Origin of the sequence: Deinococcus grandis (assembly GCF_001485435.1) — a bacterium.
Classification (GTDB): Bacteria; Deinococcota; Deinococci; order Deinococcales; family Deinococcaceae; genus Deinococcus; species Deinococcus grandis.
In genome coordinates this window covers 46,934-61,475 of the sequence record NZ_BCMS01000002.1, presented here as the reverse complement: position 1 = coordinate 61,475, position 14,542 = coordinate 46,934, and the positions used below count along the sequence as shown (strand labels likewise).

General features: G+C 68.6%; 10 protein-coding genes and 1 pseudogene. 8 read left to right on the top strand and 3 right to left on the bottom strand.

All coding sequences use genetic code 11. The features are described from left to right. Positions 1–8 precede the first annotated feature (8 nt). Positions 9–1,469 (top strand): MocR-like pyridoxine biosynthesis transcription factor PdxR, encoded by a 1,461-nt coding sequence (pdxR, locus tag DEIGR_RS15820; protein WP_083524213.1) that lies wholly within the window; start codon positions 9–11, stop codon positions 1,467–1,469. A 177-nt stretch (positions 1,470–1,646) separates the two neighbouring features. Further along, entirely contained in the window at positions 1,647–3,320 is a 1,674-nt protein-coding gene (locus tag DEIGR_RS15815) for a two-component system response regulator (RefSeq protein ID WP_058978920.1), read from the top strand. 74 nt (positions 3,321–3,394) lie between these two features. On the opposite strand, the gene DEIGR_RS15810 is transcribed toward DEIGR_RS15815, so the two are convergent. Further along, on the bottom strand, positions 3,395–4,240 hold the full coding sequence (locus tag DEIGR_RS15810; protein WP_058978918.1) for an IS5 family transposase: 846 nt from the start codon (positions 4,238–4,240) through the stop codon (positions 3,395–3,397). A gap of 228 nt (positions 4,241–4,468) precedes the next feature. On the opposite strand from DEIGR_RS15810, the gene DEIGR_RS19840 reads away from it, so the two are divergent. Continuing rightward, positions 4,469–5,476 carry a transposase family protein gene (locus tag DEIGR_RS19840; protein ID WP_083524256.1) on the top strand — a complete coding sequence of 336 codons (1,008 nt, stop codon included), beginning with the start codon at positions 4,469–4,471 and terminating at the stop codon, positions 5,474–5,476. Between the two features lie 638 nt (positions 5,477–6,114). Here the strand turns inward: DEIGR_RS19840 and DEIGR_RS15800 are convergent. Then, a pseudogene (locus DEIGR_RS15800) lies at positions 6,115–7,325 on the bottom strand (IS3 family transposase). A gap of 317 nt (positions 7,326–7,642) precedes the next feature. Between DEIGR_RS15800 and DEIGR_RS20500 the strand changes: the two are divergent. Continuing rightward, entirely contained in the window at positions 7,643–8,032 is a 390-nt protein-coding gene (locus DEIGR_RS20500) for a hypothetical protein (RefSeq protein ID WP_153013877.1), read from the top strand. A 501-nt stretch (positions 8,033–8,533) separates the two neighbouring features. After that, entirely contained in the window at positions 8,534–9,286 is a 753-nt protein-coding gene (locus DEIGR_RS15790) for an ABC transporter substrate-binding protein (RefSeq protein WP_058978914.1), read from the top strand. 263 nt (positions 9,287–9,549) lie between these two features. Here the strand turns inward: DEIGR_RS15790 and DEIGR_RS15785 are convergent, their stop codons facing one another. After that, entirely contained in the window at positions 9,550–10,761 is a 1,212-nt protein-coding gene (locus tag DEIGR_RS15785; RefSeq protein WP_058978912.1) for a PucR family transcriptional regulator, read from the bottom strand. A 172-nt stretch (positions 10,762–10,933) separates the two neighbouring features. Between DEIGR_RS15785 and hpaE the strand changes: the two genes are divergently transcribed. From hpaE to hpaB, 3 genes are read left to right on the top strand one after another with little or no spacing between them, the layout of a single operon-like run. Continuing rightward, entirely contained in the window at positions 10,934–12,454 is a 1,521-nt protein-coding gene (hpaE, locus tag DEIGR_RS15780; RefSeq protein ID WP_058978910.1) for a 5-carboxymethyl-2-hydroxymuconate semialdehyde dehydrogenase, read from the top strand. Next, positions 12,451–13,014, top strand: a complete 564-nt coding sequence (locus tag DEIGR_RS15775) for an SMI1/KNR4 family protein (RefSeq protein ID WP_058978905.1) — start codon at positions 12,451–12,453, stop codon at positions 13,012–13,014. The genes hpaE and DEIGR_RS15775 overlap by 4 nt, the downstream gene beginning before the upstream one ends. Before the next feature lie 33 nt (positions 13,015–13,047). Next, positions 13,048–14,541, top strand: coding sequence for a 4-hydroxyphenylacetate 3-monooxygenase, oxygenase component (gene hpaB, locus DEIGR_RS15770; RefSeq protein ID WP_058978903.1), 1,494 nt, complete (start codon positions 13,048–13,050; stop codon positions 14,539–14,541). Position 14,542: the final 1 nt, after the last annotated feature.

Here is a 14,542-nt window from a genome sequence, read left to right as displayed (position 1 = left end):
GACCCTCCATGCCGCGTTCGCCTGCCCCGCCCGTGAACCTGCCCGTGACCCTGGACCGCGCGGCGGGCGGGCTGGCGCGGCAGCTGGCGCGGCAGCTGCGCGGCGCGGTCCGCGCGGGGGTGCTCGCGCCGGGGCAGCGGATGCCGTCCACGCGGGCGCTGGCGGGCGCGCTGGACGTCGGGCGGGGCGTGGTGTTCGACGCCTTCGATGCGCTGCTCGCCGAGGGGTACCTCGTGGGCCGCGACCGGTCCGGGACGTTCGTCGCCTCTGACCTGCCGCCCGAGCCGGGCGGGGTGACGGCCGCGCCGGTCGCGGCGGCCCGCTGGTTGCGCCGCGACGTCCCGGCGGCGCTGGTCGAGCCGCCCACCCCGCCGGGCACGCTGGCGTTCCGGGTGGGGCAGACGGACACGTCGTTCCTGAACACGCAGGCGTGGCGGCGGGTGTGGCGCGCGGCGGCGCTGGACGACCTGCCGGACGACTACGCGGACCCGGCGGGGGACGCGCTGCTGCGCGCGGAGGTCGCCGCGTACCTGCGCCGCGCGCGGGGGCTGGTGTGCGGCCCGCAGGATGTGCTGATCACGTCGGGCGCCGTGCAGGGCGTGGACCTGATCACGCAGGCGGTCCTGACCCCCGGGGACGCGGTCGCCATCGAGGACCCGGGGTACCGGCTGGCGCGGCAGATCTTCACGGAGCGGGGCGCGCGGCTGCTGCCCGTCCCTGTGGACGAGGACGGGCTGCTCGTGTCGGCGCTGCCGGTCGGGGCGGACGCGCCGCTGCTGGCGTACACGACGCCCAGCCACCAGTTTCCGCTGGGCGTGCGGCTGTCCCTGCCGCGCCGCCTAGCGCTGCTGGACTGGGCGGCGCAGGCGGACGCGCTGATCCTGGAGGACGATTACGACAGCGAGTACCGCTACGGGGCGGCGCCGCTGCCCGCGCTGGCGTCCCTGGACCGGGCGGGCCGGGTGGCGTACCTGGGCACGTTCAGCAAGGTGCTCAGCCCGTCGGTGCGCGTGGGGTACGTCGTGGCACCCGCGGCGCTGCGGGAGCGGCTGCTGGCGCTGAAGACCCGCGCGGACGCGCACACGTCCTGGCCGGTGCAGCGGGCGCTGGCGTACCTGATCGCGGGCGGGCACCTGGAGGCGCACATCCGGCGGATGCGGCGCGAGTACGCGCGGCGCCGCGCGGCGCTGGGCGAGATCCTGGCACCCCTGTCCCCGCACGCGCGCCTGCTGGGCCTGGAGGCCGGACTGCACGCACTCCTGGAACTGGACGCGCGGCTGGACGTGCCGGGCGTGGTCGCGGCGTGCGCGGCGCGTGGGGTGCTGGTCACGCCCGTGGACGATCTGTACGCGGGTCGGCCCGACCGGCATGGGGTGCTGCTGGGGTTCGGTGGGCTGAGCGTGCCGGAGGTGACGCGCGCCGCCCGGGTGGTGGTCGCGGCGGTCACGGGGGGCGGATCGGAGGCGTGAACGTTGCCCCGGGGCGTGCGATGTCATGTCCCGGGGTTCCATGAACGAACGCTCAAGTCTGTCTGCTGGTGGGTTTCCGACCTCCAGGACGCTGCCAGGCTCATCTCTGCGGCGGCGGCTCCCTGGGGGTGGGGCATGTGTGGTACGGAGCCGACCTGCCGGTCAGTAGCATGGGTCATGTCACTGACGTCAGCCTCTGCACCGAGGTCCGGACCCGCCGCGGGTCTGAACCTGCTGATCGTGGAGGACTGCCCGGAGGACGCCTGGCACTACCAGCAGCTGCTGGCCCGGGTGGACGCCGGGATCCGCTGTCATCACGTCGAGGTGGGTGACCTGGGCGCGCGGATGCTGCGTGAACTGCAACCCGACTGCGTGCTGCTGGACTTTCACCTGCCGGACATGACCGGTCAGGAATTCCTGGAGCAGTTCCGCCCCGGGGTGCCGGTGCTGGTGATCACGGGTTCGGCCGAGCACGCCGAGGCGGCCGGGGTGCTGCAGGCCGGCGCGACCCGCCTGCTGAACAAGGGTGAGCTCAGCCCGGAGATCCTGCACGCGCACATCACCGAGAGCCTGCGCGAGCACGCGCTGCGCGAGCAGGTGAACCTGGAGCGGCGGCGCATGCAGGCCGTGCTGGAAAGCACCGCGCACGGCATGGTGTTCGCACGGCACGACCGGCAGCAGTGGCAGCAGTGGCTGGTGGAGTACCTGAACCCGGCGGCATCGCGCCTGCTGGGCATCGAGGCGGGCCCCCTGACGCAGGGCGCCGCGGACCTGCTGGCGCTGCTGGACCGCACGCTGCACCTGGGCGTCACCCAGCGGGTGTCGGTGCAGCGCGCGCCCCGGGCACTGGACCTGGAGTGCGCGCCCGGCGCGGACGGGTTCACGGTGACGGTCCGCGACGTGACGGGCGAGGGGGCGCGCGCGCGGCTCGATCAGGCGCGGCACGAGGTGCTGCAGCGGTTCGTGGAGTCGCGGCCCCTGGCGGAGGTGCTGCGCGGCGTGCAGGACCTGATCGGCGCGACCCTGCCGGGCGTGACGGGCCGGGTCCTGGCCGGGCAGGTGCTCCTGACGTGGCCGCACCTGTCCGCGCTGGGCGTGAGTACGGCCACGTATCCGCACGTGACCGGGCGCGGCGCGCGCCGCGCGTTCGTGCCGGACGACCGGGGCGGCTGCTGGGCCCTGCCGCTCGTGGCGCCGGACGACGGTCAGGAACTGCTGGGGGCGCTGCTGGTGGACGCGCCGGGCGACGAGTCCGTCCCGGCGCAGCTGGACGACGTCGTGGGGCTGGTCACGCTGCTGCTCATGCAGGCGCGGGATCAGTCGCGGCTGCAGATGCAGGCGTGGCAGGACGCGCTGACGGGCCTGCCGAACCGTTCGGTGTTCATGGACCAGCTCGCGCGGGCACTGAACGGCGCCGAGCGGGGCGGGTCGCTGCTGGCGGTGGGGGTGCTGGACCTGGACGGCTTCAAGCGGGTGAACGACACGTACGGGCACGCGGGTGGTGACGAACTGCTGATCGAGGTCGCGCGGCGCCTGCGCCTGGCGTTCCGCGCGTCGGACCTCGTGGCGCGGGTGGGCGGCGACGAGTTCACGCTGCTGCTCCCCGACTGGCCCGACACCGACAGCCTGGAGCTGGACCTGCGCCGCCGCCTGCGGCAGGTGCTCGAGCGGCCGTTCCGGGTGGGCGCGGCGGAGGTGCAGGTGCGGTTCAGTCTGGGGGTGGCGGTCGCGCCGCTGCACGCGCGGTCCGTGGACGCGCTGCTGCACCTCGCGGACCGCGCGATGTACCTCGCCAAGCGGGCCGGGGGGAGCGTGCGCCTCAGTCCGGAGCGGGCCGGGCAGACCGGATGACCGGCGGCCCGCTGCGGGCGAGCGCCGACCTGTCAGCGTGGATACGCTCGTCATTAAAGTGCGTCTGAAAACCGTCAGGGTGTATCTTTTGCCAGGCGACGCACCATCAACCGAATCATGACTTCGTAGACCAAGTTCTCGGCGGTTTCGATCAGCGCTTCGTAGTCCTTGGCCATCCGCCGCGACTTCCCCAACCAGGCGAAGGTTCGCTCCACCACCCAACGCCGCTTCAGCACCACAAACCCTTTTGGCACCTCCACGACGCGTGGAGGTGCGTCCTTTGGTGCCCAGGTCCCCTGCCACCCGGACCAAGGATGTGTGACGATCTCCATCGTCCAACCCAGATGGGTCTTGATGTCGCTCGCCAGCTTACCGGTGTACCCCGCATCCGCCCACACGTGCTCCATGCGTGGGAACACATTGGGCAGGTCGCGCAGCAGGAGGACCGCACCGGTGCGGTCCTGGATATCGGCCTCATGGACTTTGATCGCCATGACGAGTCCCAGGGTGTCGACGAGCAGGTGACGCTTACGGCCATCGACTTTCTTTCCACCGTCGTAGCCGCGGGGTCCACCGGCTTCGGTCGTTTTCACCGATCGGCTGTCGATGATCGCGGCGCTGGGGGTCGCTGGGCGACCCTCATGCTGACGGACGAGCTCTCGCAGGGTGGTGTGGAGTGCTTGCCAGACACCATGAATTCGCCACAGACGGTGATCGTGGTAGATCGTCTGCCCTGGAGGGAGGTCGTGTGGCGTCGCCCGCCAAGCGATTCCGCCCCGCAGGACGGAGAAGATCCCGTCCAGGATCTCTCGCAGTGACCACTTCCGTGGACGACCAACGGATGACGTTTGAGGCAGAAGGGGAAAAAGTACGCTCCACTCGGCATCGGTCAGATCGTTTGGATACGCAGCTCGGGTCATGGGTACCCCACCTCCGACCTCTACCGTGCGCGCACGACGCCTTTGGGAAAACCTGCGCCAGCACGTTTTTCAGACGCACTTTACCTCCAGGGCTATCTGCTCGCCCGCCCCCTCCCCGCCGCGGACTTCGAACGGCAGGTCCTCACGCCCAGTCCGCTGACCGAACAGTCAAAGCAGAATTCAAGACCTGTTGCGCAGTAGAGGTCGGAGCAGGTAGGTTCAAGGGTGTTGCGGCTTGAGAAGCTGAAATCCAGGGGGCGGTCCTTTGAACGGCTGGTGGGGTTGAGTCCTGCCGAGTTCGACCAGCTGCTGATTGAACTGGAGCCCTTGTGGGAACGGAGTCATCACCGCTCCCTTGCCCGCGCCGGACGGGTCCGGCGCATCGGAGCGGGCAACACCTTCAAGCTCGACCTCAGCCAGCGGCTGCTGGTGACGCTGCTCTATCTGCGACAGTCCTTCACCATGCATGTTCTGGGCATCCTGTTCAATCTGGACGCGGCGAACATCTGCCGGAACATCCACGCCCTGCTGCCGGTCCTGGAGCAGGCGTTGCCTGCTCCCCTCCGTCCCCGGACGCTCCAGGCCGAGCCGGATAACGCTCCTGGAGGGGTGAGCAGGAACCCGAGGAAAATACGCTCGCTGGAGGAGTTTCTGGATATCTTCCCCGAACTGACCGACGTGATCGTGGATGGGACTGAGCAACCTCGCGGGCAGCCGAAAGTGAAGAAGGGGGAGAACCCCGGCAAGAAGGCGGTCGGGCGGCCCAAGGACAAGAAGCGCTTTTACAGCGTCAAGAAAAGGACCCACACCCTGAAAACTCAGGTGGCGGTGACGCCCGAAGGACAGATCGTGCACCTCAGTGCGACCGCCAGCGGTCGCACCCACGACATGAAGGTGCTGCGACGTTCCCGACTGATGAACCGACTGCCCAGGCACGTCCGGGTGTGGGGAGACCGGGGCTATACCGGAATGGAGAAGGTCTATCCGGACTGGGAAACCATCGTGCCCGCCAAACGACCGAAGAACGGCGAGTTGAGCAAGGAGCAACGTGAGCTGAATCGGCTGATCTCCAAGGTGCGGATCAGCGCTGAGAATGCCATCGGCCGCATCAAGAAATTTCGCGTCTGCAAGGAGTTTTTCAGGAATCAGACCTCACAGCACGGCGTGATGTGGGGGTGTGTCGCTGGGCTCGTCAATCTCCGTTGGCAACGCCGCCACCACCTCTGCACGCCCTGAGCACAGGGACAGCTCAGCAGGGAGTCGTGGACCGACTCCCTGCCGACCCTTCAGCTACTGCGCAACAGGTCTTCAATACTCCTGAACGAGCGGAGCGAGCACCTGACAACACCAGCGGTCGGAAGTGGAATTGAAGGGCGTGGTGTTGGCCCTGGTAGAACCACAGGACAGCGTGGAGTGATGAGCAACGAGATCGGGAAGATGGAGTGGTCTGCAGCCAACTCCCTCTTCCCGACGCACTGATGATACGCCCCGATGCCCGTATTGCCCGTCGCCCACCAGAGTGGGCGTTCATTCCCGTCGCGACGCTCGATACCGCTGTCATCGCTGCCACACGACGTTCACCGCGACGCACGGCACACCGCTCTATCGACTCAAGACCGATCCGAACATCGTCCAACTGGTCCTGACCCTCCTCACCTTCGGTTGCCCCATCCCAGCAGTGGTCATGGCCTTCAAGATCGACGAGCGCACACTGGCCGACTGGGTGAGGACAGCCGGTGAACACGCGCAGCGTGTTCACGAGCACCTCGTCTGTCAGGGCCAGTTGCATCTCGGGCAGGTGCAGGCGGACGAACTCTGGTGTCGGACCCAACGGGGCGTGCGGTGGCTTGATCTGTCAAGGGTTTGGTGGAGCCTCAGTTCAGGATGTAAGCCTGCTCCTCGAAGGCCGTCGGTGACTGATACCCCAACGACGAGTGACGACGGCGACGGTTATAGAACACTTCAATCCACTCGAACACCTCTGTCCGTGTCTGGGCACGGTCCCACTGCGCTTCGCCAAGCCCCATCTCCGTCTTCAATGTCGCAAAAAAGCTTTCCTGGACAGCGTTATCCCAGCATTCTCCTGCCTCGCTCATACTCTGAACGGCCTGCAATCTGTCCAGCGCCTGCTGGTACACATCGCTCGTATACTGGCTCCCTCGATCCGAATGATGCAGGAGTCCGCCTGGTGGGTTCCGACGAGCCACCGCCATCTCCAACGCCGCTGTGACCAGCGGCGTCTGAAGTCGCTCATTCAGCGCCCAGCCGACAATTTTCCTCGAGTACAGGTCCATGACCGTCGCCAGGTACAACCAGCCTTCACGGGTGGGGACATACGTGATGTCCGTGACCCACTTCTGATTCGGGCCGTCCGCAGTGAACACCCGATCAAGAATGTTTTCTGCGACTGGGCGCGAAGATTTCGCCTTCGTCGTCGTCCGGAACTTCCGCTTTCCACGCGCGACAAGCTGTGCTTGTCGCATGAGCCGCCTGATCCGCTGACGACTGACCTGCTCTCCCTGTGCCTTCAGGTCGGCTTGGATGCGCAGCGCCCCGTATGTTCCCCGGCTTTCCTCGAAGCTGGTCCTGATTTTCTCGATCAGCACGCGGTCTTTTGAGATCCTCTTGCTCTCCGGCCTTCCCCGCGCAGCGTAGTACCCGCTGATGCTCACGTCCAGAATCCGGCACATCAGCTCGACTGGAAACTCGTCGTGGTGCCGCTCGATGAACCTGAAGATCAGGGTTGCTTGGCGAAGAAGCGGCCAAGCCCCATACGGGTGCTGTTCTGGCCAAGACAGGCCAGCGCTTTTTTCAGGATATCCCGTTCCTGTCGTGCAATTTCCAGCTCCCGCTCCAGTTCCTTAAGGCGAGCCTCCTGTGGTGAAAGGGCGGGGATTCCCCGCCCGGTGAAGGCTGGGCGGCCGGAGGCCGTCTGGGTGTCCTGCTGCTGCTTCCACCGGACGACGTAGTGAGGGGGAACGCCGAGATCGCGGGCAATCTGGGCGCAACTCTTTCCGGTCGTGCGAACCAACCGGACGGCTTCTTGTTTGAACTCAGCGGTGAATTGCTGCTTGGGTACGGACATTCTGTCCTCCAGTGTGGATCACACTGAACTTACCCTCCACCAAACTCTATCCAGTTCAGCTGGCAACGGCCGTCTGTGTCTCCTCACGACTGCTCCTGTGGGGTGCGTTGGCTGCTGAGCGAACGCACGCCCTGATCGCCGAGGTCGTGAATCAGGTGCACTGCGCTGCACAGCTTCAATCGCCGGTGCTGTGGGCAACAGATGGATACGGCGCGTGGAAAACACAGGTGCTCAGGATGTTCCGGACGCCGCGGCACCCTGGGCGCCGTGGGCGCCCAGCGTTGGTGCCCTGGGCGGAGTTGCACATCGTGCAGGTCGTGAAACGAACCTCCCGTGACCGAATCGAGCGACGTATCGCGTTCGGTGACCTCTTCGAGGCGCTGCACCTGATCGAAGCATCGCAAGGTCGGCCGGGTACCGTGAACACCGCCTTCGTGGAACGGTTGGATGCGACCCTCCGGACGTGGTTGCCGGCCCTGGTCCGTCGCTCCCGGCATGCCGGGAGCGACGGCGAGCGACTGGAACGTCACTTCTTCCTGGTGTTGGCGGCGTACAACCTCATTCGTCCACATCGGTCACTTCGGGTGCAGGTGAATGGTCGGTGGGTGGATCGAACGCCGGGGATGGCCGCAGGTGTGACGGATCACGCCTGGACGGTCGCGGAATTGCTCCGCCGTCGGATCGAACCATGTGTTCAAGCCGCATGATTCAACTCCACGCTGTCCTGTGGTCCTACCTTGGCCCTTCAATGGAACTGGAAACCGCTGTCAGACTTCACCAATTCCACTGCGCTGCACTGACTGGCCCCCCCGCCACCCTACCCGCTGGGCACCTCCCCGGTCCACTCCCCTGACCCGGGGCGCCACAGTGTTGCGCGGGACACGCCGGATACGGGATGGAATTGACGTGTTGTCCACGTTCCGTCGTCCCCGCTTGCCTTCTGAGGCACGCGGAGCCGCGCAGCAGTGGAGCGACAGGGCGGAAGGGCGAGGGGGCCACCGGGCAACCCCGAACGACGTGGCACCACCTGAATCCCCTCTGGCCTGATCGGGTGACGGCCCGGTGAGCCTTTCGTCCCCTGCCACGCGCGCAGCCCGTGAGCTATCATCCCCCCTTCGCGTCCCGGCCGCGCCGTGGACGCGACGCCCCGCCCATTCCCTGCATGTCACCCGGACGCCGCGCCCACACCGGCTCCGGCGGAGGACCCCATGAACCGACTGCTTCCCGTGATGATCGGCGCCGCCCTGCTGGGCAGCGCCCAGGCCCGCACCCTCGCCGAGATCAAGAAGGCGGGCGTGATCCGCATCGGCACGAACGCCGAATTCAAACCCTTCACGTACTTCGAGGGCCTGAGCATGCGCGGCTTCGAGTACGACCTCGGCAACGCCGTGGCCTCGCAGCTCGGCGTGCGCGCCGAATGGAGCAGCCAGCCGTTCGACAACCTGCTGATCAGCCTGAACGGCGACCGTTTCGATCTCGTGATCTCCTCGCACGGCATCACGCCCGAACGCCAGAAGGCCGTGGATTTCAGCACGCCCCACTACTGCAGCGGCGGCGTGATCGTCAGCCGCCCCGGCGGCCCGAAAACGGCCGCGCAGCTCAAGGGCACGACGGTCGCCACGCAGGTCGGCACCACCTACGTCGGTCAGATCGCCAAGGTGGTCGGCACGAAGAACGTCCGCACCTTCCCGAACAACGCCGACGCCCTGCAGGCCCTGCGTGCGGGCCGCGTGGACGCCATGGTGAACGAACGCTTCTACAGCCTCGAAGCGCTCAAGACCGCCAAAGGCAAGCTGCAGCAGGGTGACCTGCTGTTCCAGGAGAAGCTCGGCATGGCCGTCGCCAAGGGAAACAGTAGCCTGCTGAAGGCCGTGAACGGCGCCCTGAAGACCGTGCAGGGCAACGGCACGTACGCCAAGATCAGCAAGTCGTACTTCGGTCAGGACATCCGCTGCCGCTGAGCGCCGCCTGACGAGGGGCTCCGGGTGATTCCACGTCATCCGGAGTCGCCTGTTAGGCCTCTGCCCAGTTCCCTGTGAGGGGCTTCCCTGCTTCATGTGCGCCTCCGCCCATGTCGAGGGCCACTGTCCATCTGGAAGGCAATGCCTGCTGGGCGTCTTTACGGGGGTGTTCAGCTCACTCTGGGACCACCGACACGCTCCTCAACGGAGTTGGCAACCCCCGCGATGATCTGCGTGAGTGTCCCCGGGACCCGACACTCGGCTCACGGTCCGAACGCGAGGTACACCCGCGCGACGAACGCCGGGTCGTTCAGCCCTCCCCCCAGCAGCTCCTCGGCGCGGCGCAGGCGGTAGCGCAGGGTGTTCAGGTGCAGGTTCAGCTCCTGCGCCAGGGTCCCCAGCGGGCCGACGTGGCCCAGGTAGGCGCGCAGGGTGGCGGCCAGCTTGCCGTCGGGGTCACCGGCGCGCAGCCGGGCCTGCCACTCGGCAGCGTGCGCGGCCCGCTCCGGGCTGTCGAGCAGCGGTTGCAGCGGGTCGGGCTGCGCGAAGGTGGCCGCGCCGCGCAGCGGGGCTGCGGTCAGGGCCTGGGTGGCCTCCCGCAGCGCCGTCCCGACTGCGCCGGCGTCGGCGTGCGGGCGGCTCACGCCCAGGCGGAAAGCGGACCGGGTGGCGTTCAGCAGCGCGTCGTGCAGGCCCTGCGGGAGGCCGCTGTCCAGCCCGGGCCACAGCCACGCGGCCACGTCCCCGTCGTCCTGGGCGCGCACGGCGGTCAGGCAGGTCACGCCCCGGCGGTAGAAGAAGCCCTCGCCGACGCTGCACAGCACGTCCAGCTGCGCCGTGCGGGCCTCGCGCGCGCGGGCCGAGCGGGGCGGCGGGCCGTCCAGGCGCAGCGCGGCCACCGTGAAGCCCTCGCCGGGCGGCAGGTGCGCCGCGTCCCCCGCGAGCAGCGCCTCGAATTGCCGCTCGCCCACCCGCCGCCGCGCCGCGCCCGCCGCCGCCGCCTGCAGCCGCGCGAGGCGCAGCAGATCAGCGATCAGCGCGGCCAGATCCGCCCAGCCGGGCGCGGCGCGCAGCTGGAGGGTGCCCACCGGCCGGCGCTCGAAGGCCAGCGGGACCTCGGTGAGCACCGCCGCCCCCGCTGCCTCCTCCGGAACGCGCCCGGCGTGCGCCACCACGTCGCCCCAGCTGGCCCGCACCGTCACCTCGCCTCCTGTGACGCCGGCCAGCCAGCGCGCCAGCGCCGCCTCCGGCTGCGGGTGGTTCAGGGCGCGCTGCGCGCCGTCCAGCAGCGCCCGCAGGCCCGGCAGGTGCGGGCGGAGCGCGGCTGCCTGGAGGCGCGCGAACGCGGCGCGCACGTCCGCCGCCGGAGCGCCGGGTAAGGCCCGCACGGCCGCCTCCGCGTCCGGCAGGGGGTCGAGGTCGGGGGTCGCGGAGAGGCCCAGCGCCACGCGCAGCGCGGCGAGCGTCACGCTCACCCGGTTCCTCCCGGCCCATGCATTGTCGAATCATACAAAAGACCTTGTGGTTTCTGTGCGCCCTGCCGTTGAGCCGCCGCCGCGCGCGGGCCTACGCTACGGGGAAGCTCACTTCACGACAGTTCCATTCGCGTTCCGGGCGCACACCGTCGCGCCTTTCCCTGGAGGGTTCATGACCGTCACGACTCCGTCCCCCGTGGACGCCCTGCACGAGCGGCTGCGCGCACCCCTGCCCCACTTCATCGGCGGGCAGTGGGTGCCCGCGCAGTCCGGCGACACCTTCGAGTTCCACGCGCCCGCCGACAACCGCGTGCTCGGCCGCGCGGCCAGCGGCGACGCCCGTGACATCGACCGCGCCGCGCAGGCCGCGCACGCCGCCTTCCCCGCCTGGAAAGCCCTGAGCGGCAAGAAGCGCCGCGCGCTGCTGTACCGCGTGGCCGACCTGATCGAGGCTCGCGCGCACGACATCGCCGTCGCCGAGAGCACCGACACCGGGCAGCCCATCCGCTTCATGAAGAGTGCCGCCGTGCGCGCCGCCGAGAACTTCCGCTTCTTCGCGGACCGCGCCGAGGGCGCGCAGGACGGCCTGAGCCTGCCCACCGACGGCTTCCTGAACTACACCGTCCGCCAGCCCATCGGGCCGGTCGGCGTGATTACCCCCTGGAACACGCCGTTCATGCTGAGTTCCTGGAAGATCGCGCCCGCGCTGGCCGCCGGGTGCACGGTCGTGCACAAGCCCGCCGAGTGGAGCCCCGTGACCGCCACGATCCTCGCGGAGATCATACACGAGGCGGGCATTCCTGCCGGGGTGGTGAACCTCGTGCACGGTTTCGGCGAGAGCGCCGGGAAGGCCCTGACCGAGCACCCCCTGATCAGAGCCATCGCGTTCATCGGGGAGAGCCGCACCGGCAGCCTGATCCAGAAACAGGGCGCGGACACCCTCAAACGCGTGCACCTCGAACTGGGCGGGAAGAACCCGGTCGTGGTGTTCGACGACGCCGACCTGAGCCGCGCGCTGGACGCCGCGATCTTCATGATCTACTCCCTGAACGGTCAGCGCTGCACCAGTTCCAGCCGCCTGCTCGTCCAGCGCGGCGTGCACGACGCCTTCGTCGAGCAGCTCGCGGCGCGCGTGGCGAACATCCGCGTCGGCGATCCCCTCGACCCCGCCACCGAGGTCGGCCCGCTGATCCACCCCCGGCAGTTCGAGAAGGTCTGCTCGTACTTCGACGCGGCCCGCGCGGACGGCGCGACCATCAAGGTCGGCGGCGAGCGGATCGGGGAGACCGGGAACTACGTGCGCCCCACCCTCCTCACCGACGCGCGCAACGACATGCGCATCGCGCAGGAGGAGATCTTCGGCCCGGTCCTGACCGTCATCCCGTTCGATACGGACGGGGACGCCCTGCGCCTCGCGAACGACGTGCCGTACGGCCTCGCGGCGTACCTGTGGACGAACGACCTGACCCGCGCGCACACCTTCGCGCACGGCCTGGACAGCGGCATGATCTGGGTGAACAGCGAGAACGTCCGCCACCTGCCCACCCCGTTCGGCGGCATGAAGGCCAGCGGCATCGGCCGTGACGGCGGCGACTACTCGTTCGACTTCTACATGGAGACGAAGAACGTCGCCATCAACCTGAACGGGCACCGCGCCCAGCAGCTCGGGATGCCGGGACCGGGGGAGTCGTGAGCGAGCTCGCGCGCGCCTGGGAGCGCATCGAGGCGTGGTACGCCGCGCAGGACGCCGCCGACCGACTCCTTCCCGGCGCGACCCCGGAACAGATCACCGCGCTCGAAGGGTTCCTGGGATTCGCGCTGCCCGCCGAACTGAGCGAGTCCCTGCTGCGCCACGACGGCAGCCAGGAGGGCGGGTGGCCGACCGGCACGCTGCTCGGCACGGCGGGCATCCAGTCCGAGGCGGACACGTGGCGCGACCTGCTGGGCAGAGGGGTGTTCGCCGGGAACGCCGACCACGACGCCTCGGAGGGCCGCGACGAGATCCGGCGCGGCTGGTGGGCGCACGGCTGGATTCCCCTGGACGCCGACGGCGCGGGCAACGGCGCGGCCATCGACACCACTCCGGGTCCCGCCGGCCGGGCCGGGCAGGTCATCGACATGGACCACGAGGTCGGCCCCAGCGGCCCGCAGCACCCCACCCTGGCCGCGTACCTGCACGCCCTCGCCGACCGGCTGGACGCCGGTGAACTCGTCATGGACGCGGGCGAACTGACCGAAGCGCCCGGCACCTGAACGCACGCCCCCCATACCCCAAGGAGTACCGACATGGCCCGTACCGGACAGCAGTTCCTCGACCGCCTGCGCCACAACCCGCCCAACCTGTACATCGACGGGCAGCGGGTGGAGGACGCCACCACCCACCCCGCCACGCGCAACATCGCCCATTCCCTGGCCGGGCTGTACGACCTGCAACACGACGCGCGCTACCGTGACGTCCTGACCTTCGAGGAGGGCGGTGAGCGCCACGCGACCGCGTTCATGGTGCCCCGCACCAGGGAGGACCTGCGCCGGATCGGCGAGGCGCACCGCATTCGCGCGAACTACTCGCTGGGCACGCTGGGCCGCGCGCCGGACTACATGAACACGAACGTCATGGCCGCCGGGATGGCGAGCGCGTACTTCGACGGGTGCGAGTCCAGCGGCGAGCCGGGCTCGGGCCGGAACTTCAGCGAGAACATGCGCCGCTACTTCGAGTACGTGCGCGACCACGACCTGTGCCTCACGCACGCCCTGACGAACCCGCAGGTGAACCGCGGCAAGCAGGCGTCCGAACTGCCCGACCCGTACATCGCCATGGGCATCGTCGAGGAAACTTCAGATGGTGTGATCGTGCGCGGCGCGCGGATGCTCGCCACCCTCCCGATTGCCGATGAGATCCTGATCTTCCCCTCGACCGTCATCCGGGAGAACGGCGACCGCAGCCGCTACGCCATCGGCTTCGGGCTGCCCACGAACACGCCGGGCCTGTACTTCCAGTGCCGCGAACCCTTCGACCTGGGCCGCGACGTGGAAGACCACCCGCTGTCCAGCCGCTTCGACGAGCAGGATGCGTTCGTGATCTTCGACGACGTCCTCGTGCCGTGGGAACGCGTGTTCCTGATGTACGACATGACCCTCGCCAACCAGGCCTACGCCAGGACCGACGCCGTGCTGCACATGGCGTACCAGGTCGTGAACCAGAAGGTCAGCAAGACCGAGGCGTTCCTGGGTCTCGCGCAGAGCATCGTGGACACCGTCGGCAGCGGGGGGTTCCAGCACGTGCAGAGCAAGGTCAGCGAGATCATCGTGACCCTGGAGATCATGAAGGCGCTGGAGGTGGCCGCCGTGGAAGGCGCGCAGCTCAACGCGTACGGCGTCATGACGCCCGCACGCGGCCCGCTGGACGCCGCGCGGAACTACTACCCGGCGATCTACCCGCGCCTGAACGAGATCATTCAGCTCCTCGGCGCGTCCGGGATCATCATGATGCCCGGCAAGGCCGACCGCGAGGGACCGCTGGGGGCGTTCATCGAGAAGCACCTGCAGGCCACGAACGCCAGCGCCGAGGAGCGGCTGAAACTCTTCCGGCTGGCGTGGGACCTGACCCTGAGCAGCTTCGGCGCGCGGCAGAACCTGTACGAGAAGCACTTCTTCGGCGACCCCATCCGCATGCACAGCGCCCTGTACGAGGTGTACGACAAGAAACCGTACGTGCAGCGCATCCGCGAGTTCATCCACCAGCCTCAACCCAACCAGTCCAAAACCGTGGCGGCGGACTGAC

Bases quoted from the DNA above. Each gene is read 5' to 3' on its own strand.
- hpaB (WP_058978903.1), top strand. From the start codon at position 13,048: ATGGCCCGTACCGGACAGCAGTTCCTCGACCGCCTGCGCCACAACCCG.
- pdxR (WP_083524213.1), top strand. From the start codon at position 9: ATGCCGCGTTCGCCTGCCCCGCCCGTGAACCTGCCCGTGACCCTGGAC.
- DEIGR_RS15815 (WP_058978920.1), top strand. From the start codon at position 1,647: ATGTCACTGACGTCAGCCTCTGCACCGAGGTCCGGACCCGCCGCGGGT.
- DEIGR_RS15810 (WP_058978918.1), bottom strand. From the start codon at position 4,240: ATGACCCGAGCTGCGTATCCAAACGATCTGACCGATGCCGAGTGGAGC.
- DEIGR_RS15790 (WP_058978914.1), top strand. From the start codon at position 8,534: ATGAACCGACTGCTTCCCGTGATGATCGGCGCCGCCCTGCTGGGCAGC.
- hpaE (WP_058978910.1), top strand. From the start codon at position 10,934: ATGACCGTCACGACTCCGTCCCCCGTGGACGCCCTGCACGAGCGGCTG.